Raw genomic sequence first — 18,378 nt, forward strand, 5'->3', positions numbered from 1 at the left:
CTCCTGCCGCCGCGTGGCGGGAGCCGGGGAGAGCCCCTATATTCGAAGGGCCTTATATTCGAAGGGAATGGCCGCAAGGCGGTAGCAAGGATGAAATCATGAATATCGGTGAAGCCTCACGCGCCTCTGGCGTTTCGACGAAAATGATCCGCTATTACGAGACGATCGGTCTTATTCCACCGGCCGACCGCAGCGAGGCCGGCTACCGCAACTATGGCGAAAACGACATCCATACGCTGCGCTTCATCCGCCGCTCACGGGATCTCGGCTTCACCGTCGAGCAAATGGCCGACCTTCTGGCGCTTTGGCGCGACCGGTCGCGCGCCAGCGGCGAGGTCAAGAAGATTGCGCTCGAACATGTGGAGATCCTGGAGCGCAAGGCAGAGGAACTGAAGGCGATGAGCCGGACGCTGAAATATCTGGCCGCCCATTGCAACGGCGACGGACGCCCGGAATGTCCCATTCTCGATGACCTCGCCGACGCCGGAAATACGCCGGGCAAGGCGACGGAGCCCGCCCGCTTCGGCACGGCCGGCATCGATCCGGTTCGCAACCGGCGGCATGGATGACACGGATACATCTGGCCGGGTCTCACGCATTCGTGACGCGGCTGAGCGCCAGCAGCATTGACAGGAATCAACTGCGTTTCTACGGATCGATCATGGAAAAGGTGCGAATCATATATCTGCGTTTGCGGATTGCGCTGAAGCTGGCGATCGCTTTGTCGCTGGCCCTGCTGCCCTTTTCCACCGCTTCCGGCATGATGCATGTGGCCACGCATGGCTCGATGCAGATCGAGGCGTTCGCCAATCCGGCGCAAGTTGCGAGCGAGCACTGCCCGAGCCTCGACAAGGGCAAGGTGAAACCGAGCCAGGAAAACGGCAAGGCCGACAAGAAGGATTGCTGCAAGACCTTCTGCGCCGCCGTGGCGGTGCTTGGCGATGCTGACGAGAGCCATCCCGCCTTCCCACGCTCGGTCCGCAATTTCGGGCCGCACCCGCAGCTCACTCCGGGTGAGCTCGACGACCTTCATCGCCCCCCAAGAGCCTGACTTCGCGAATCCGTGACCGCGACTGCACGTTTCCCTTGATCCTGGCGGATTTAAGGGGCTGAACCTGCAGTAATTCAAAGTGTTACAGCGACCTTTGCGTGCCGAGTGAGGTGCACGGAGCTGTAGCGCGGTCCGCGACGAGGCCCGCCCGGTCTGCTTCCGGTCGTCGCCGATCTCTGCCCTTCACATTTCAGGTTTGACCATGAAACGTTTGTTTTCCATGGCGCTCCTGCCCATCATCCTGGGCGGATGCGCTGCCACTCTGCCTGCCGAGGTCTCAAGCCTTGGCGATCCTGCTGACAGCTCCAGCGGCATTCGAAGCACGCAGTATCGTAGCCCCATTTCGGGCTACACCCACCGCGAACCGACCGGCCCCAAGGCCTGGGGTCCGCTCAACGACGCGCAGTCGACCGCCAAGGGAGACGCGTCATGAGGCTCCGTCGTTTCAATCTCGCGGCAGCGATCGGAGTGCCGCTCGTGCTTGCCGGCTGCGCCACCAATGCCGAATACTCGGCGAAGGATGCCGGCTTTGCGACCGTGGATGCCAAGGTCTCCACGGCGGCAACCAAGAAAAGCGTCTGGATCCAGAACCGCGAGCAGGCCGACAAGGTCAATGCCGAGGTCAAGGCGCTCCTGAAGCGCAAGACGATCGACGCCGACACCGCCGTTCAGATCGCTCTACTCAACAACAAGGGGCTGCAGGCGGCCTATGCCGACTTGGGCGATGCCTCAGCGGATGCCTGGCAGGCGACGCTCTTCCTCAACCCCACCGTCTCGATCGGTACCACCGGCATCGGCACACCGGAGCTCCAAGCCTACGAAGCTATCGAGGGTCTCGTCACCACCAACATCCTGGCACTCCTGACCCGCGACAAGAATATCGCCGTCGCCGATGCGCGCTTTCGCCAGGCACAGCTCACCGCGGCACTCAGCACCTTGCAGCTTGCCGCCGAAACGCGCCGCGCCTGGATCGAAACAGTCGCCGCATGGGAAACCGTCGGGCAACTCAGCCAAGCACAGGCTGCGGCGGACGCCTCTTCCGAACTGGCGGCGAAACTCGGCGAGACCGGCGCCATGGGCAAGGGCAATCAGGCGCGTGAGCACGTCTTCAACGCGGAACTCGCCGGCCAGGCGGCCGAAGCCCGGCTTGCGGCGCGTCTTGCCAAGGAAAACCTCACACGACTGATGGGCCTCTGGGGCGCCGACGTTGACTACCAGGTCCCGAACCGCTTGCCGAACCTGCCGAAGACGCTCGCCCGCAGGGACAGCATCGAGGCGGAAGCGCTGAAGCGCCGTGTCGACCTGCAGATCGCGCGGCTCGATCTCGAAGCCGTGGCGAAGTCCTACCAGCTGACCGAAGCGACCCGCTACGTGACCGACCTTGAATTGGTCGCCGGCGCCGAAACCGAACGGGAGCGCGAGGATCACGACACCAAGGTTGAGACAACGGGACAATTCGAGCTCGAATTCGTCATCCCGATCTTCGACACCGGAAGCGCGCGCATGCGCAAGGCGGAGCTCGCTCATATGCGGGCGGCGAACTTGCTTGCGGAAAAGGCGGTCAACATCCGCTCCGAGGCGCGCTCGGCCTATGGGGCCTATCGCTCGCGCTACGAGATTGCCCGGCACTATCGCAACAATGTCGTGCCACTGCGAACGAAGATCGAGGAGGAAGCAACGCTCAGCTACAACGGCATGATCACCAGCACCTTCGAACTGCTTGCCGACGTCAGGGCCAAGGTCAATTCGACGGTGCTCGCCGTCAACGCGAAGCGCGATTTCTGGCTGGCCGATGCCGATCTGATGACGGCCATCCACGGCGGCGGATCAGGCGGATCGGCTGGAGCAGCAGCGGCGCCGGCAGCAGCCGAAGCCGGCGGCGCAGGACATTAAGAAGGATCGCATGATGTTCAACAGAAGGCACTTCCTCGGCGCCGGCGCGGCTCTCGTTTCGACCGCCGCCTGGGCGCAGACCTCCAACTCCGGCCTGCCGGAAGCGGCAAGCATGGACAATGCCACGACCCAGAAACCTCTCGTTCCGACGAGCGGACCCGACTATCAGCCGGTCGTCACCCTCAACGGCTGGACGCTGCCGCACCGCATGAACAACGGCGTCAAGGAGTTCCACCTCGTTGCCGAGCCGGTCGAGCGGGAAATGGCGGATGGCATGACCGCCTATCTCTGGGGCTATAACGGCCAGTCGCCGGGTCCGACGATCGAGGCGGTCGAAGGCGACCGCGTCAGGATCTTCGTCACCAACAAGCTGCCGGAGCACACCACTGTCCATTGGCACGGCATGATCCTGCCGTCGGGCATGGATGGCGTCGGCGGCCTGTCGCAGCCGCATATTCCGGCCGGCAAGACCTATGTCTACGAGTTCGACCTCGTGAAGTCCGGCACCTTCATGTACCACCCGCATGCCGACGAGATGGTGCAGATGGCCATGGGCATGATGGGCTTCTTCGTGGTGCACCCAAAGGATCCGCACTTCATGCGCGTCGACCGCGACTTCGTGTTCCTGCTCAACGCCTATGACATTGACCCCGGCACCTATGTTCCGCGCATCATGGAAATGACCGACTTCAACATGTGGTGCTGGAACAGCCGCATTTTCCCGGACATCGATCCGCTGGTCGTTTCCAAGAACGACCGGGTGCGCGTGCGGGTCGGAAACCTCACCATGACCAACCATCCGATCCACATGCACGGCTACGATTTCGAGGTGACCTGCACCGACGGCGGCTGGGTGCGGCCGGAAGCTCGCTGGCCGGAAGTGACGATCGACATTCCCGTCGGCGCCATGCGCGCCTACGAGTTCGACGCCAAGTACGAGGGCGACTGGGCGATCCACTGCCACAAGTCGCACCACACGATGAATGCGATGGGACACGACATCCCGACCTTCATCGGCGCCGACAAGAAATCCGTCGCGGCCAAGATCCGCAAGGTCAAGCCCGACTACATGCCCATGGGTACGGCCGGCATGGCCGATATGGGCGAAATGGAAATGCCGCTCCCCGACAACACGATCCCGATGATGACCGGCTGGGGTCCGCACGGCGCGCTGGAGATGGGCGGCATGTTCTCGGTGGTGAAGGTGCGCGAGGGCATCTCCGCCGGTGATTACAGCGACCCCGGCTGGTACGAAAACCCGCCGGGAACGCAGGCCTTCGAGTGGACCGGCGAACTGCCGGAAGCAACGCGGGCCAAGGATGCCAAGACCGTGATCACGCCGAAACCATGACGGAACGGCAGATCGCAACGAACTATCTCAAATCCACCAGGAAACATACGATGAAGAAGACAGCAACCGCTCTGGCATTCATTGCCGCCTCCGCCCTTTCCTCCCAGGCACTTGCCAGCGGCAGCCATGCCGGCGGCCACGGCGAGGTGTCCATCGGCGAAGCCGGCGACAAGAAAAAGGCGACCCAGACGATCCGCATCACCATGAAGGAAACCGACGACGGCAAGATGATTTTCACCCCGGCCACCATCAAGGTCCGACAGGGTCAGACGGTCCACTTCGCGATCAAGAACGCAGGCGAACTCGCTCACGAATTCGTCCTCGACGACAAGGCGACGATCCAGGAACACAAGGCCACCATGGAGAAGTTTCCCGACATGGAGCACGACGACCCGAACGCCATTCGCCTCGAGCCCGGCAAGTCCGGCGATATCTACTGGACCTTCGCCAATGACGGCACCTTCGAGTTCGCCTGCCTGGTGCCCGGCCACTACGACGCCGGCATGCACGGTCCGCTCGATGTCGTGAAGAAGTAACCAAGAGCAAAAGGAAAGGATGAAACCATGAAATCAGTAGGCACCCTCGTCGCAGCGTTCGCGCTCGCTGTCTCCGCAACGTTTGCCCTCCCCGCCCAGGCGGCGGAGTTCACCAAGGGCGTCGTCAAGAAGATCGACACCAAGACCAAGAAGGTGACGATCGACCACGAGGACCTGAAGAACCTCGACATGCCGGCCATGACCATGGTGTTCCGCGTCGGCGACGATGCCTTGCTGGCAAAACTCAAGGAAGGTGCTGCGATCGAATTCGTGGCCGACCGGGTCAACGGCAAGCTGACCGTGACCGAAATCAAGTAACTGCGACAATGAGCCCGGGTCGACTTCGCGCGGCCCGGGCGCCACAATCCTCTCATCAGGCAGAAACGGGAAAGGAGCGTCCGATGGATGTGTTACGCAGACATTTCGTGGCAGGCACGATTGCGGGCATCACCCTCTTTGCGACAGGCGCCGCGGCGGCAACCGGCACCATGGCCATCTACAAGGATCCGCAATGCGGCTGTTGCGAGCAATGGGCCGAAGCGATGGAGGCCGCCGGCTACAAGGTCGACATCCACGACGAAGCCGATATGTCGGTCATCAAGACGCGCTTCGCAGTGCCGGCCGACATGGAAGGTTGCCACACCGCCGTCATCGACGGCTATATCATCGAGGGGCACGTGCCGCTGGACGCAGTCCGCAAGCTCCTGTCTGAGCGGCCCGATATCGCCGGGCTCGCCGTCCCCGGCATGCCCTCAGGCTCGCTCGGCATGGGCAACGACCCGCAGGCCTCCTACGACGTCTATACGATTGCCAAGGCGGAGGGCGCGCAATCGACGGTCTACTATCAGGTAAGACCGGCGAAATAGGGCGTTGCGGCAGGGCGGCTGCCCAATACAGCATCCGAGGCGCTTGCGCGATGGTGGAGGCGCCTTGGACTTCAAACTGAACTCATTACTTCAATCTGAACTTCATTACATTGTACGCTTGGCCCCTCCATGGGAAATTGGGCAGTGGCAAGTGCGACTGGCCGACCGACGGGTTTCGAGCGAGGCGGAGCGGCTTCGCTGCACCGACGGGATTGCGAGCAAGACCGTTGCGAGCGCACTTGGCGTGCATGAACATAGGCCGCCGACATCAAGAAGCTCAGCGAGAACCACCAAAGGATAATTTATCAAGAACACGCGGGCGGGCTGACAGATCCGCGTTCTATGAGCTTGCAGGGCAACACCCATTGAGGCCGGTCGCTTTTGTTACCCTGTAAAAGCGTGTTCAAGCGTTCCGCACCCGTCAACCCGAGGTCATAGTATGGTAGTGCAGCCGTCGTCAGTTCAGGTTTCAAGGCCATCGAAACGGTCCGGAAATCGTCGAAGCCCACAATGCTGATATCTTCTGGAATCCGCAGCCCCAGAGACAAAGCTGCGATGTAAATTTGGATCGCCATTTCGTCATTGCCGCTCATTATCGCGGTAGGACGGTCCTTCTGCATGAGCATTTCAGTCGCTGCCGCAAAGACGTAGTTGTTTTCTGACCCGACGGGCCCTTCCATGCCAAGTTTGATAGCGAGGTCGCCCTCGGTGAGACCGAATTCCCTGGTTGTCTTGAGGAATGCTTCCAGACGCAGTTCCGCGCCCAGAAGAATTGGATTGAGCCGGATATAGCCGATCTTTCGATGCCCCTTGTCAAGCAGATAGCGGGTAAGATCTTGCGCACCCTGGTAGTCATCAGGCTCGATCGACGGTAACAGTTCGTTCGTCTGAGACCTGCAGTTGATCATCACCGTCGGAATCTGGACATCGCCTGCCTCAGGATCCACGGTGCGACGGTACATTGTGACATAAAGGACCCCATCAATCCGATGGGACTGAAACATTTTCCAGACTTCAGCCTCTCTCTCGATAGAGCCGCCTGTATTTGCCATGAGGATGGTCTTCCCGTTGGCATTTGCCCAATCCTGTATTCCCCGCACAATGTCGACCGAATAGGGTGTGGTAGACACATAGTCTGTGATGATGCCGAAGGTGTTGGAGCGGCTCGAACGAATGAGGCGCGCCGCCATGTTCGGAATATAGCCCAGGTCCCGGATAGCCTTTTCCACACGCTCCCGGGTTTCCTCAGTCACATAAGGCTCACCGTTGATAACTCGTGAAACTGTTTTGTTGGAAACCCCGGCCGCTTTCGCGACGCTGATAATGCTGACCATGTCCCACCAATCTCCTTGCTGGGCACCGTTTTAAACCAGCGACATGACAACGTCGACATATTTTTCTGACAACGTCGACAACGCGCGTTGACAACGTCGTCATAAGGCGACTATGTTCCGGCAAAGCAAGGGCACTAACACAAGCGCCCAGGCAAGCGAGGGAGGAATCGATGAAGAGACTGGTTGGTGCTAGCGCGCTCGCGCTTGTTCTCATGGCGGCCTCTGCCAAGGCCGAGACCATCAATATATTGGTGGAAGGCGGCGGCGAGATGCTGCAGAAGGCTGTCGCCGAAAAGTTCACCGCCGAGACCGGAATAAAGGTGAACTTCACCGTGGTTCCCTACCAGGGCGTCTTTGACAAGTTCTCAGCCGAAATCGCCTCCGGCTCTTCTGCGTTCGATGTCGTTACTATCGATGTCGTTTGGAATGCGAAATTCGCCAGCCACGTCGAAGACATTTCATCTCTTTTTACCGATGCAATTCGAGCGGACTTGCCGCCAGCCTTGCTGGCAGACGCGAAGGTCGGTGACAAAGTGATTGGCATGCCTGCTTGGGCAAATGCCGAGATCGTCTTCTATCGCAAAGATCTCTTCGATAAGCCGGAGGAGAAGGAAGCGTTTCAGGCGAAGTATGGCTACCCCCTCGCTCCTCCCAAGACATGGCAGCAGTGGCGTGAGATCGCGAAATTCTTCACGCGCGACACCGATGGCGATGGCAAGATTGACTTCTGGGGTACCGACACCATCGGCACCTTCTCTGAGGAGTGGATGGCCCATGTGCTGCAGGCGGGTTCACCCGGTGTGATTCTCGATAAGGATGGGCAGGTCATCATTGACAATGACGCGCATCAGAAGGCGCTCGAATTCTATATTGCGTCGCACTGCGTGGATCATTCGGTTCCAGAAAACGTCAACGAAATCGGCTGGGGCGAGGCACAGAACCTGTTCTACCAGGGCAAGACGGCCATGACGAAGTTCTGGGCACACGCCTATAAGATGACGCCTGCAGATTCAAAGGTCAGCGGCAAAGTCGGCGTCGTGCCGATGTTGGCCGGCGACGCCGGAATCGCCGCTATTCCTGGCCCTTGGTACAACGTTGTCCCCTCGACTTCCCAGCACAAGGACGCGGCGAAGAAATTCATCGCTTTCGCGATCGCCAACAATGCGTTGGGCATTGAGGCGCCGCTCGGCCTTGCCGCAACGAATTCCGCCTATCGCAGCTATTCGGGAAAATCGGGGTATGAACACTTCGCCCCACTTCTCGAGACGCTGAGCGCGCCCGCGACACAAGGCCGGCCGATCAACGAGAAATATCAGGAAATCGTCGACGAAGCTGTCTTGCCCGCTGTCCAGGAGGCACTGACTTGCAAGGCGGATGTCGCAGAAGTGCTGAAGGAAGCCAAGGAGACGATTGAGGACATCCTCAATTAATCCGACGTTTACCTCAATGTCGCGGGCGGATGAGATGCCGCCCGCAATATCATCTCTTGGAGACGGACATGTCGGGTGAAGACCGATTTGTGCTCTGCATGCTTGCGCCTGCGGTAGCGATCCTCGGATTGCTGGTCGCTTACCCGGTCGGGCTCCTGATATTCGATTCCTTTTTCAAGGTCGATACGATCACACCGAACATACGCGAGTGGGTCGGGCTGCAGAACTATGTCGACGCGTTAACGTCGAAACGCGTTGCGGAGAGCGCGCTGAGGACCGTTCAGTATTCGGTCTTTGCGTTGTTCTTTGAATTCACTTTCGGTTTCTGTGCTGCGTTATTGTTTTCGGCCATGGCTGGGGAGTCGCGTTGGCACCGTACGATCTTCGCTCTGCCGTTGATGGTCCCACCCATCGTCGCGGGCCTGCTGTGGCGGTTTCTCCTCGTCGGCAATATCGGCATCCTCAACTACGGGCTCGTTCGCTTGGGTCTGATCGACGATCCCAATGAAATTGCCTGGCTCTCCAGCGAGGACATTGTCATCTATTCTGTCTCCTTTGCCGACATCTGGTTGACGACCTCCTTTGTCGCTCTTGTGTCCTATGCCGGGTTGACGAATATCCCAAAGGACCTGCTGGAAGCAGCCCGGATCGACGGGGCGAATGCGCTCAAGCGCTTCTGGCACGTAACCCTGCCGCTCATGCGGCCGGTGATCGCAGTCGTCGTCATCGTACGCGGCGTGGACGCCGCCAAGACTTTCGACCTGATCTGGATACAGACCCAAGGTGGTCCCCGCCATGCCTCGGAAGTGTTCTCGATGAACATCTACCAACGCATGGTTCGTTTCGGCGACCTCGGGGAAGCATCCGCATCCGGTGCCCTCTTCCTTATCGTCATGATGCTCTTGGCTGCCCTCGCCTATTGGAAGATCTGGAGGCCGGTCCATGCATAAGGCTCGCCACCTCAATGTCAGTGGGATATTGATAAACGGGGCGGCTCTCGTGCTCGTGTTGTCGTACGCGCTGCCCTACATGTATCTGCTCATGACCTCCATCAAGCCGGCGGCCGATGTCCAGCAGATCCCGCCGAGCTTCTTTCCGGCCGTTCTATCGTTCGAAAATTTTCGCGAAGTCCTGCGATCGTCGACCCTACCGAGAGCCTTCGTCAACTCTCTCGCTGTGGCGGTGCTGACAACCGCGCTTTCACTGGCAGTGGCCGTTCCCGCCGCCTACGTCGCCACACAGTACCGGCGCAGGATCACGACCCTCTTCCTGCTCTTTGCACTGGTCACGCGCATGGTGCCGTCGGTGTCCTTGGGTGTGCCATTGTTCCAGCTTTTAAAGTCTCTGGGCTTGCTCGATACGGTCCCGGGCCTTGTTCTCGCCCACACCTCGGCCGCCGTGCCGCTGGCGCTATTGCTCATGTCCGCCTTCTTCGAAGGCATGCCGAGGGAGCTCGAAGAAGCAGCTCGCATGGATGGCTGCACGCGTTTCCAGGCCTTTCGAAAGATCGTCCTTCCGGTCATGACGGGTGGGATCGCGGTCACCGCCCTCTTCACCTTCATCACGAGCTGGAACGAGTTCCTCTACGCGTTGCTGCTGACATCAGAGGCTACGAAAACAGCCCCGATCGTCATCGCCGAATACAACTCGGTCTACGGGCTTGCCTGGGGCGCTATGTCCGCGGCCGCGGTGCTCTACTCGCTTCCGGTCATCGTCGTAACGCTCGCACTTCAAAAACAGATCGTCGGCGGCCTGACATTCGGCGCTGTAAAGGGATGAGGGAGACAGAAGCATGGCAGGCATAGAGTTGCGCAATATCAACAAGGTCTACGGCAACCGCTTTCACGCCCTTCACGACCTTAACTTCGATATCAGAGACGGCGAGTTCATGGTGTTTGTGGGCCCGTCGGGGTGTGGGAAGTCGACCGCGCTGCGTATGATCGCCGGCCTGGAGAGTATTTCCAGCGGCGAACTCAGGATCGGCGACAGGGTTGTCAACCATATCGATCCCAAGGATCGCGACATCGCAATGGTGTTTCAGTCCTACGCGCTTTATCCCCATAAGACGGTCCGCGAAAACATAGCCTTTCCTCTGCAGATGGCGAGACTGCCGACGACCGAAATCGACAGTCGCGTTAACGAGGCTGCACGCATTCTCGAGCTGACTGCTTTACTGGACCGCAAACCGGCGCTCCTTTCGGGCGGCCAGCGCCAGCGGGTCGCCATGGGACGGGCGATCGTTCGCAAGCCGGCAGCATTTCTGATGGACGAACCGCTTTCCAATCTCGATGCCAAGCTGCGCGTGCAGATGCGCGGCGAGATCGCCAGCCTGCAACGAAAACTGAATGTCACTACGATTTATGTGACCCACGATCAGGTCGAGGCGATGACGATGGGCGACCGCGTAGCTGTCATGAAAGGCGGCGTGCTCCAGCAAGTCGACACACCGCAAAACCTTTACAATCGCCCAGAAAATGTCTTTGTCGCCGCCTTTATCGGATCGCCCTCGATGAACTTGTACGAGGCCGTTCTGAATGGAAGGACGCTGACTCTGGGCAGCAATAGTTTCGAAATCCCAGACCGGGTTTTCGAATACCGCCCCTCCCTCAACGGTGCGTCTAACCGTCAGGTCATTGTTGGTTTCCGGCCCGAGCACATGAACGACGCCGCGATCCGGTCTTCTTCGGCCGAGATCTCGGCCCCGGTCGCTCTTGTTGAGGCGCTAGGTTCTGAATCCCTGGTGCATCTGAATATCGACGCAGCGTCGGTGAATGCTGGCGACCCGGATGCCGTCGCCGACATCGGCGACGAAAGAGCTGCTGTAGCCCGCTTTTCTCCGAAGAGCACAGTACGCGCAGGTGATATCGCGCGCATCGCCGTCGATGCCGAAGAACTTCACTTCTTTGAACCGGACACCCGCACCAGCATCTGGTGACGCGGAGAAAACCAAGAGTGACTAGCCCGGCTGTCAACACCAATCGCCTGCAACGATTGCGAGCAACAAGCCAATCGAAAACGCGCTGTGGAGCAAGAGATGTCCGCGCAGACATTAAAAATGGTTAGCGAAAACTGTTACGATGTAACGAAGTATCCCGTCGGTAATCCCCATGAGGATATCGGAGCGGTCATCAATAGTATCATTGAGGATATTAAAAGCAGGCAACCGGTTTCCGATCTAAATGATGGCGGAAAACCTGGGGCAGTGATCTATATACCGCCAGGCGATTATCGTCTTGTCACTCAAGTCGTTATAGACGTGAGTTATTTGAAAATCGTGGGCTCTGGACATGGTTTTACGTCTTCGAGCATCCGCTTCAACATACCCGCAAACGAAGTGGCGCACTGGCACGAAGTGTGGCCGGGCGGAAGTCGCATACTCGTGGACACTTCTCCAGAGGCCGCCGACGGCGAGGCTGCTGGAGCCGCGTTTTATGTTAAGCGCACCGGAAATCCTCGTATAAGCTCTGTGGAGTTTGCCGATTTTTGCATCGATGGCCTGCACTTCGTTGACGATAGCTCGGGGAAAAATGATGCAGAAAATACATACAAGAATGGCAAAACGGGAATCTATGTAGGCAGCCCGAATGACTCATTCCGAATAACGGGGATGGGTCTCATCTATCTGGAGCATGGAGTTACTGTTCATGATGCAGATGCGCTCGCGATAGATAACAATTTCATCGCAGAGTGCGGCAACTGCATCGAATTGAAAGGTATGGGACAGGCCTCAAGGATAGCGAATAACTTTGTCGGGGCCGGATATAATGGACATTCCATTTACGCTGAAAACTATGGGGGCATTCTAGTATCCTCAAACAACGTATTCCCTCGGGGAGCTAGCAGTGTCTATTTTTCCGGCGTGGTGCGTTCCTCGATCACAGGAAATAGATTTCATTCCTTTTATCCCGGCATGTTGGTTTTTGCCGCCAATTGTTGCGAGAACTTGGTCTCCTCAAATCACTTCTTGCGAGACCGCGAGCCATGGGCGCCCATGCAGAAGTACGATAACGGATTGGATGATCTGTTCGGGCTTTTGCGGATCGACGGCAGCAACAATTCAATCATCGCCAACCACATTTCGCAAACAATAGATATACAATATATCAAGCCAGCCTCAGCAAAGCCTGTGATAATTAATGTAGTTTCCGGTAACGGCAATTACATAGCCAATAATCACATTGTGGCCACAACCGAAATATCACAAATCAACGACGCACCAAACAGCGCCTGTTTTTCAACACAAGTGGGCGCGTTGCTTTCAACTGATAACTTGAAGGCGCTCGAAGTAACGGCAGTACGGGTGCAAAAAGAGGCGGCCCGGAATACTGTCCTAGATTCAGGCAATGACGAACAGGTTGAGATGGACAGAACGCTGAATGCATTCAGGGGCACTCCAGTTCCTGGGCAATAGTGGCCCGCGCGGCACTGGCCCGAACGTGGGCTTTCGAACAGCTAAACCTCCTCCTGGAAGTAACCGAGGTCGGTTTCAGGCCGGCCCCTTTCTCTAAATTGCGTGTCGATATATGGCTAAAGAGACTGTTTTCTTCGCCTCAGGCGAACGTCTGGAATTCTGGGCCTCCGGACCCGGTGCCGTTACAATCTCGCAGGATGACCAGATTCTGTGGCAAGCGTCAGCTCTTGAATCTCACCCAGCCTATTATTCCTATCACCATCGGGAAGCTGGCACGGTCATCGTCGAATGGGACAGACCAGAGTCGTTCCTCTGGGCCTATTCCTACGACCCGGCGAAGGTCGCTGAGGAAGGCATAAGGCTCTGGGAGTTCAGCGCTGACAAAATATCGCTCCGCGTCGGCAAAGATATCGACACGTGGCTGGAGAGCGATCCCGATCGCCCGCAAATCCATTTTTCTCCCTGCCGACATTGGATGAATGACCCCGTTGGTCTCTGCAAAGTCGGCGAGCTATGGCACCTGTTTTATCAATTCCATCCCATCGGCAGCGACTGGGGACCGATGCATTGGGGACATGCGACCAGCCACGACCTGATCAATTGGCTCCACATGCCGGTCTTTCTGCATCCAGAACAGAACTTATGGCGCCTCGGAGCCACCGGAGGCGCCTTCTCCGGCAACGCATTTCGCGATCGAGATGGAACCTTGATGTTCTTCTACACGGAGCGCCTTCCCGCCTATGACCTCTTCAAAGGCTATCGGGAAGTTCAGAAAATCGCTCGCCCAGATCGTCGGATCATCAAAGCAGAAAGCATCGTGACAGTCCTGGAGGAGCGTCCCAAGGCAGTGGAGCACGATTTTCGCGATCCCAAAGTTTGGTGGGATGAAGTCAACGGCGCCTATCGTATGGTACTCGGCGCCTCCATACACGGCGACCCGGCGGTTCTGCTTTATGGATCCGATAACTTGGTCGACTGGAGCTATTTGGGACCGCTTTTCCGCGCACCTCCATCTTTCCGTCTCGAGGGAGCAAGGGCAGTCGAATGCCCGGACTTCTTCACCGTCGGTGGCAAATGGGTACTGATTATGGGTTTTGTGGGCCATCGCGATCCTGAAAGCGGCCGGCACAACCTCCTTTACGGGCTTGTTGGAGATTTTTTCGACGATCGCTTTGTTCCTCACTCGGACACGCTTCAACTCCTCGACTTCGGGACGGACTTCTATGCAATGCAAAGCTTCTCGGCATCTGGTAGGCAGATAGCACTCGCGTGGCTGTTCAACTGGGAGTTCCGAAAACCAGATGGGTCACCCTATTCGGGGGAGATGTCCGTCCCTCGGGAGCTGTACTTAGATGAACTTAACCGCATATGTATGAGGCCCGCATCTGAGTTTGATGGCAAAGTTGACCGCATCGCTGTACAGCCCATTGAGCCGTTGCTTTTCCCCTTGCCCGATGCGCCGATCGAGGTTCGCCTTGACGGCCCTCTGGAGGGCACCTCAATTTCGGCTACTCAACAAGGTCGGCCTTCTTTCACAATTTGTGTGAAAGATGGAACCATATCTGTGAGCCTGCCCCAGGATGACGGTTCGATCCGATACGAGGGCACATTGCCTCAGGCGTCGGATTTGCGCGTCATCTACGACAGAGGGATTGTGGAGATTTTCGCAGACCACGGAGTGATCTGTGGCACGCGGCGCAGCTATTTGGATTCACAACCTGATAGGCTGGCTATCCGGTCAGGATCATGCGTTAGTGTATGCCGCCTAGCCTCAACCTAGTGCTGGCCCGAAACGCTTTGAAGCAAAGCTGGCGGCAAACTACAGGGCACCCAGCCCACACGGGGGAAGTGATTTCGATCAAAGCAATTCGAGGCGCAGAGATATTTGAGCTCAATCCAGCCCGAGGAAATCGGGCCGCCACCGGCTCGTAGCAGCAACAGGCAGCTGCGACTCGTTTGAGCAAAACCAGTGGCAGCCGGGGCGTCTCATGCCCAGTGCGAGGGTTGGGCGGGCATGCGGCTGGCTTTACATTTCTTTACATTCGCGCGGAACGCTCGAAACGTTCGCCCGCTAGATTTCCCTCACCGCAGCAACTGCTGCGGACTGAAAGGAGACTGGCAATGGAAAATGAGGACAAGACGCTGGCGACCCCGGCCGCGGGTGGACCCGCCCCGAAGCAATGGGGGCGACGCCTCCTGATCGGCGGCCTCGCAGCCGCCGCGGTTATCGGCGGGATCGGTTTTGCGGCCGCGCGCAGCGATTTCGGCTTCGGAATGGGCGGCCACATGATGCACGCATACATGGGAGGCGGCGGCTTTATGGAACACCGGATCGGTTCCGTGCTCGATGAACTTGATGCGACATCCGAGCAGGAAGACAAGCTTTGGAACATCATCGACACGGCGCGCGCTGAGATACGCCCGACTTTCCGAGACTTCCGCGAGACGCGTGACCAGGTTATCGAACTTCTCCGATCGCCGACGATCGACCGCGCCGCGGCTGAAAAACTGCGCAGTGAGCGCATAGCAGCCATCGACGCGGCCTCGCGCAAGATGACGACCGCGCTCATCGATGCCGCCGAGGTGCTGACACCTGAACAGCGCGCCAAGCTCGCCGAGCATTTGAAGGAGCGCGGAGGCCACGGTCGGTGGTAAGACCGGCTCGGCTGCTGCATCTTTCCTTGGAGCCGATTTAAGGACATGAACATGCAGCGATTTGAAGTGCTACGGTGCCACCGCGCCTCTCATGAGGTGCGCGCCTGAAGGCTACGAACGGAGCGAGAAGAGATGGTGGAACGGGTCCTGATCGTTGACGACGATACGCGCCTTTCCGCCATGCTCGCCGACTATCTTTCCGGAAACGGCTATACCGTGCACACGGTGGCGACCGCCACGGCTGCCCTTGCCGACCTCGCCCGCTGTGCACCGGACGTCGTCATTCTCGATGTCATGCTGCCGGACCTTGACGGCTTCGAGGCCTGTCGGCGCATTCGTTCGGTCTCTGACGTGCCTATCCTGATGCTCACCGCCAAAGGCGAAGAGACAGACCGTATCGTTGGGCTGGAGCTCGGCGCCGACGATTATCTGCCCAAACCCTTCAACCCGCGCGAATTGCTGGCGCGGCTGAAGGCGATCCTGCGTCGCCGCCACGGTCGTGCAGCCATTTCGCGGGCCTTTCGCTTCGGACGGCTGGAGATCGATCCGGGGTCCCGCTCGGTCAGGATCGACGGCCATGAATGTGCGTTGACCAGCTACCAGTTCGACTTGCTCGTGGCGCTTGCCGAGAATGCCGGCCGCATTCTGTCGCGCGAGCAATTGATGGACATGGTCAAAGGCGAGGAGCTCGATGCATTCGACCGCTCGATCGACGTCCATGTGTCGCGCATCAGGGCGGCCATCGAGACCGATCCCAAGCATCCAAGGCGCATCATCACGGTGCGCGGCGCCGGTTATGTTTTCGCCCGCTTTCAGGACGATGAGAGATAGGCGATGCGCAGCCGGCTGTTCCTGAAGATCTACCTGACACTGCTGGCGAGCCTTGCGGCGGTCGCCATCGCCAGTGCCGCGTTCGTGTGGCTGGGGCAGGACGAGGATGACTCCAGTTGGCAGAGCCAGCGCGCCCGTTTCGTGGCAACGCTTATCCCGCCCGACATGGACCGGCGGTCGGTCGAGGAGACGCTGGAGCGCTTTTCACGGGGCTTAGGCGCTGACATCGCCGTCTATGATCCGCAAGGCAAGCTGATCGCCAATGCCGGCCGGCCGCTACCACCTGACGCGGTAGACGGATCGTGGACTCATGGCAGAGGCCGGTTCCATGCCATGGTGACCACGTTGCCCGACGGACGCACGGTGGCCGTGCGCATGGCGCCGCCTTTCCGTCCGTCCGGCCGCAATCCGCTCGCCTATCTGGCCTTGATCGCCGGCGTCATCGGGCTTGCAGCCTATCCGGTTGTGCGCCACCTGACCCGTCGACTGGAGCGGCTGCGCGCAGGCGTGGATGCCTGGGGCACCGGCGATTTCGTGGCGCGCGTGCCCGACGATGGCAGCGACGAGGTTGCGGCGGTGGCGAAGAGCTTCAACAGGGCCGCCGATCATGTCGAGCGGCTGATCAAGTCACACCGCGCACTTCTCGCCAATGCCAGCCACGAACTGCGCTCACCGCTCGCGCGCCTGCGGATGGCGATCGACCTCTATGAACAGGCCCCGGACGACAACCGCAAGGAGGAGATCGTCCGCAACCTTGCAGAGCTCGACACCCTGGTCGAGGAGATCCTGCTGGCAAGCCGGCTTGACCACATAGAGAGGCTCGATGCGCTCGAACCCATCGATCTTCTGGCATTGGTCTCGGAAGAAGGCGCGCGCAACGGCGTCGACGTCACCGGCGCCGCCGCGATCGTCAGAGGCGATGCGCGCTTACTCGGCAGGCTCGTGCGCAATCTCATGCAGAACGCGCTGCGCCACGGTCGTCCTCCTGTCACGGCCACCGTTTCGCGGGCAGGCAGCACGGTTGAACTCAGGGTTCGCGATCACGGCCCGGGCATACCGGAGAACGAGAGCACTCGCGTTTTCGAGCCCTTCTACCGCCCCTCGGGACGCGGCGAGGCCTCAGGCGGCTGGGGATTGGGGCTGGCCCTGGTGCGCCAGATCGCCGAGCGCCACGGCGGCGCGGTCCGCTATCAGGCTCCGTCGGACGGGGGCGCCTGCTTCGTCGTATCGCTTCCGGCGCATCAATAACCTAAACGGCACGCCAGGTGCCATTCTCGTCGCGCTGAAGCATCGGCGTTTGGAACACCCCGACGACACGCTGAGGCCAATGGGGTGCAAGCTCGGCGAGCGGTTGGCGCCAGCGCTCGGTCTGCAGCATGGCAGCGCCGATCGCGACCGGTGCGATACCGCAGGCGTCCATCAGCGTGAGTCCTGCAACGATCGACGTGCCGCTGGAGATCACATCGTCGATCAGCGCCACGCGTTTCCCCTTCAGCAGCGGCAGCATGCGCGGATCGACATAGAGCCGCTTCTTCTGGTCGGGCGTGGTGATCGAGGACAGCGGCACCGACAGGTCATCCACGTACCAGAACTTCCGGGACGTCCCGAGCGGCACGTAGCGGCTATGGCCGAGCTTGCGTGCAACGGCGGAGGCAAGCGTCAGACCGAGCGTCGGCAGACCTGCGACGACGTCAGGCTCGAAGGCCGTAAGCTTCGCCGCGAGTTCCGTTGCCAGAGCATCTTCGACGGCAAAACTGGCCTGATTGACGATCAGCGAAGCGAGCGCGTGCTTGCCGTCGGCGAGCGGCCGGATCGGCAACAGGATTTGAGTGTTATCACCGAGTGTCGCCGGGAAGAAATCCCGATAACCCGCCTCAATGTCGAAGCTTTTCGGCGGATAGATATCCTGCCAGAAGTCGTGGGGCTGCATCGGTTTCGTCCTCGTCTGCATGCTTTCGCCCGGAATGAGAGGCGATCAAAAGGGGCCGGCTTGCTGTTCTGATCCCGGCGGTTTTCGTCT

Annotated in this window: 19 protein-coding genes; 17 read left to right on the forward strand and 2 right to left on the reverse strand. The window is 59.2% G+C overall.

The window, feature by feature from the left end; all coding sequences use genetic code 11:
* Positions 1–98 precede the first annotated feature (98 nt).
* From cueR to AC0C6X_RS06785, 8 genes are all read left to right on the forward strand, one after another.
* A complete protein-coding gene (gene cueR / locus AC0C6X_RS06750) occupies positions 99–569 on the forward strand; it encodes a Cu(I)-responsive transcriptional regulator (RefSeq protein WP_173518691.1) in 471 nt (156 codons plus the stop codon).
* 92 nt (positions 570–661) lie between these two features.
* On the forward strand, positions 662–1,051 hold the full coding sequence (locus AC0C6X_RS06755; protein WP_247959567.1) for a hypothetical protein: 390 nt from the start codon (positions 662–664) through the stop codon (positions 1,049–1,051).
* Between the two features lie 202 nt (positions 1,052–1,253).
* On the forward strand, positions 1,254–1,484 hold the full coding sequence (locus tag AC0C6X_RS06760) for a hypothetical protein (protein ID WP_173518693.1): 231 nt from the start codon (positions 1,254–1,256) through the stop codon (positions 1,482–1,484).
* Positions 1,481–2,944 carry a TolC family protein gene (locus AC0C6X_RS06765; protein ID WP_472952288.1) on the forward strand — a complete coding sequence of 488 codons (1,464 nt, stop codon included), beginning with the start codon at positions 1,481–1,483 and terminating at the stop codon, positions 2,942–2,944. The genes AC0C6X_RS06760 and AC0C6X_RS06765 overlap by 4 nt, the downstream gene beginning before the upstream one ends.
* 13 nt (positions 2,945–2,957) lie before the next feature.
* Positions 2,958–4,295, forward strand: a complete 1,338-nt coding sequence (locus tag AC0C6X_RS06770; RefSeq protein WP_173520115.1) for a multicopper oxidase family protein — start codon at positions 2,958–2,960, stop codon at positions 4,293–4,295.
* 50 nt (positions 4,296–4,345) lie between these two features.
* Positions 4,346–4,831 carry a cupredoxin domain-containing protein gene (locus AC0C6X_RS06775; RefSeq protein ID WP_173518695.1) on the forward strand — a complete coding sequence of 162 codons (486 nt, stop codon included), beginning with the start codon at positions 4,346–4,348 and terminating at the stop codon, positions 4,829–4,831.
* A gap of 27 nt (positions 4,832–4,858) precedes the next feature.
* Positions 4,859–5,149, forward strand: coding sequence for a copper-binding protein (locus AC0C6X_RS06780; RefSeq protein WP_173518696.1), 291 nt, complete (start codon positions 4,859–4,861; stop codon positions 5,147–5,149).
* A gap of 83 nt (positions 5,150–5,232) precedes the next feature.
* Positions 5,233–5,697 (forward strand): DUF411 domain-containing protein, encoded by a 465-nt coding sequence (locus AC0C6X_RS06785; protein ID WP_472952289.1) that lies wholly within the window; start codon positions 5,233–5,235, stop codon positions 5,695–5,697.
* 305 nt (positions 5,698–6,002) lie between these two features.
* Here the strand turns inward: AC0C6X_RS06785 and AC0C6X_RS06790 are convergent, their stop codons facing one another.
* Complete coding sequence (locus AC0C6X_RS06790; protein ID WP_247959564.1) at positions 6,003–7,031, reverse strand: LacI family DNA-binding transcriptional regulator; 1,029 nt, start codon at positions 7,029–7,031, stop codon at positions 6,003–6,005.
* A gap of 170 nt (positions 7,032–7,201) precedes the next feature.
* On the opposite strand from AC0C6X_RS06790, the gene AC0C6X_RS06795 reads away from it, so the two are divergent.
* The 9 genes from AC0C6X_RS06795 to AC0C6X_RS06835 all read left to right on the forward strand — a co-directional run bounded on the left by AC0C6X_RS06795 (position 7,202) and on the right by AC0C6X_RS06835 (position 17,606).
* The gene (locus tag AC0C6X_RS06795; protein WP_247959563.1) at positions 7,202–8,461 is read left to right on the forward strand and encodes an ABC transporter substrate-binding protein; all 1,260 of its coding nucleotides are present in this window, start codon (positions 7,202–7,204) and stop codon (positions 8,459–8,461) included.
* Between the two features lie 68 nt (positions 8,462–8,529).
* Positions 8,530–9,411: a carbohydrate ABC transporter permease gene (locus AC0C6X_RS06800; protein ID WP_173518700.1), complete on the forward strand. Its 882-nt coding sequence runs from the start codon at positions 8,530–8,532 to the stop codon at positions 9,409–9,411.
* Positions 9,404–10,240 carry a carbohydrate ABC transporter permease gene (locus tag AC0C6X_RS06805; RefSeq protein WP_247959562.1) on the forward strand — a complete coding sequence of 279 codons (837 nt, stop codon included), beginning with the start codon at positions 9,404–9,406 and terminating at the stop codon, positions 10,238–10,240. Before AC0C6X_RS06800 ends, AC0C6X_RS06805 begins: the two co-directional genes overlap by 8 nt.
* A 13-nt stretch (positions 10,241–10,253) precedes the next feature.
* Positions 10,254–11,396: an ABC transporter ATP-binding protein gene (locus tag AC0C6X_RS06810; protein WP_247959561.1), complete on the forward strand. Its 1,143-nt coding sequence runs from the start codon at positions 10,254–10,256 to the stop codon at positions 11,394–11,396.
* Positions 11,397–11,516: 120 nt separating this feature from the next.
* Positions 11,517–12,872, forward strand: coding sequence for a NosD domain-containing protein (locus AC0C6X_RS06815; RefSeq protein WP_247959727.1), 1,356 nt, complete (start codon positions 11,517–11,519; stop codon positions 12,870–12,872).
* A 112-nt stretch (positions 12,873–12,984) separates the two neighbouring features.
* Positions 12,985–14,652, forward strand: coding sequence for a GH32 C-terminal domain-containing protein (locus AC0C6X_RS06820; protein ID WP_173518703.1), 1,668 nt, complete (start codon positions 12,985–12,987; stop codon positions 14,650–14,652).
* Between the two features lie 341 nt (positions 14,653–14,993).
* Positions 14,994–15,527, forward strand: a complete 534-nt coding sequence (locus tag AC0C6X_RS06825; protein ID WP_472952336.1) for a Spy/CpxP family protein refolding chaperone — start codon at positions 14,994–14,996, stop codon at positions 15,525–15,527.
* Positions 15,528–15,659: 132 nt separating this feature from the next.
* A complete protein-coding gene (locus AC0C6X_RS06830; protein WP_247959559.1) occupies positions 15,660–16,358 on the forward strand; it encodes a response regulator in 699 nt (232 codons plus the stop codon).
* Positions 16,359–16,361: 3 nt separating this feature from the next.
* A complete protein-coding gene (locus AC0C6X_RS06835) occupies positions 16,362–17,606 on the forward strand; it encodes a sensor histidine kinase (protein ID WP_247959558.1) in 1,245 nt (414 codons plus the stop codon).
* Position 17,607: 1 nt separating this feature from the next.
* Here AC0C6X_RS06835 and AC0C6X_RS06840 read toward each other — a convergent pair whose 3' ends face one another.
* On the reverse strand, positions 17,608–18,309 hold the full coding sequence (locus tag AC0C6X_RS06840; RefSeq protein ID WP_349508034.1) for a phosphoribosyltransferase: 702 nt from the start codon (positions 18,307–18,309) through the stop codon (positions 17,608–17,610).
* Positions 18,310–18,378 lie beyond the last annotated feature (69 nt).

The organism is Ensifer sp. VA4, assembly GCF_055710065.1.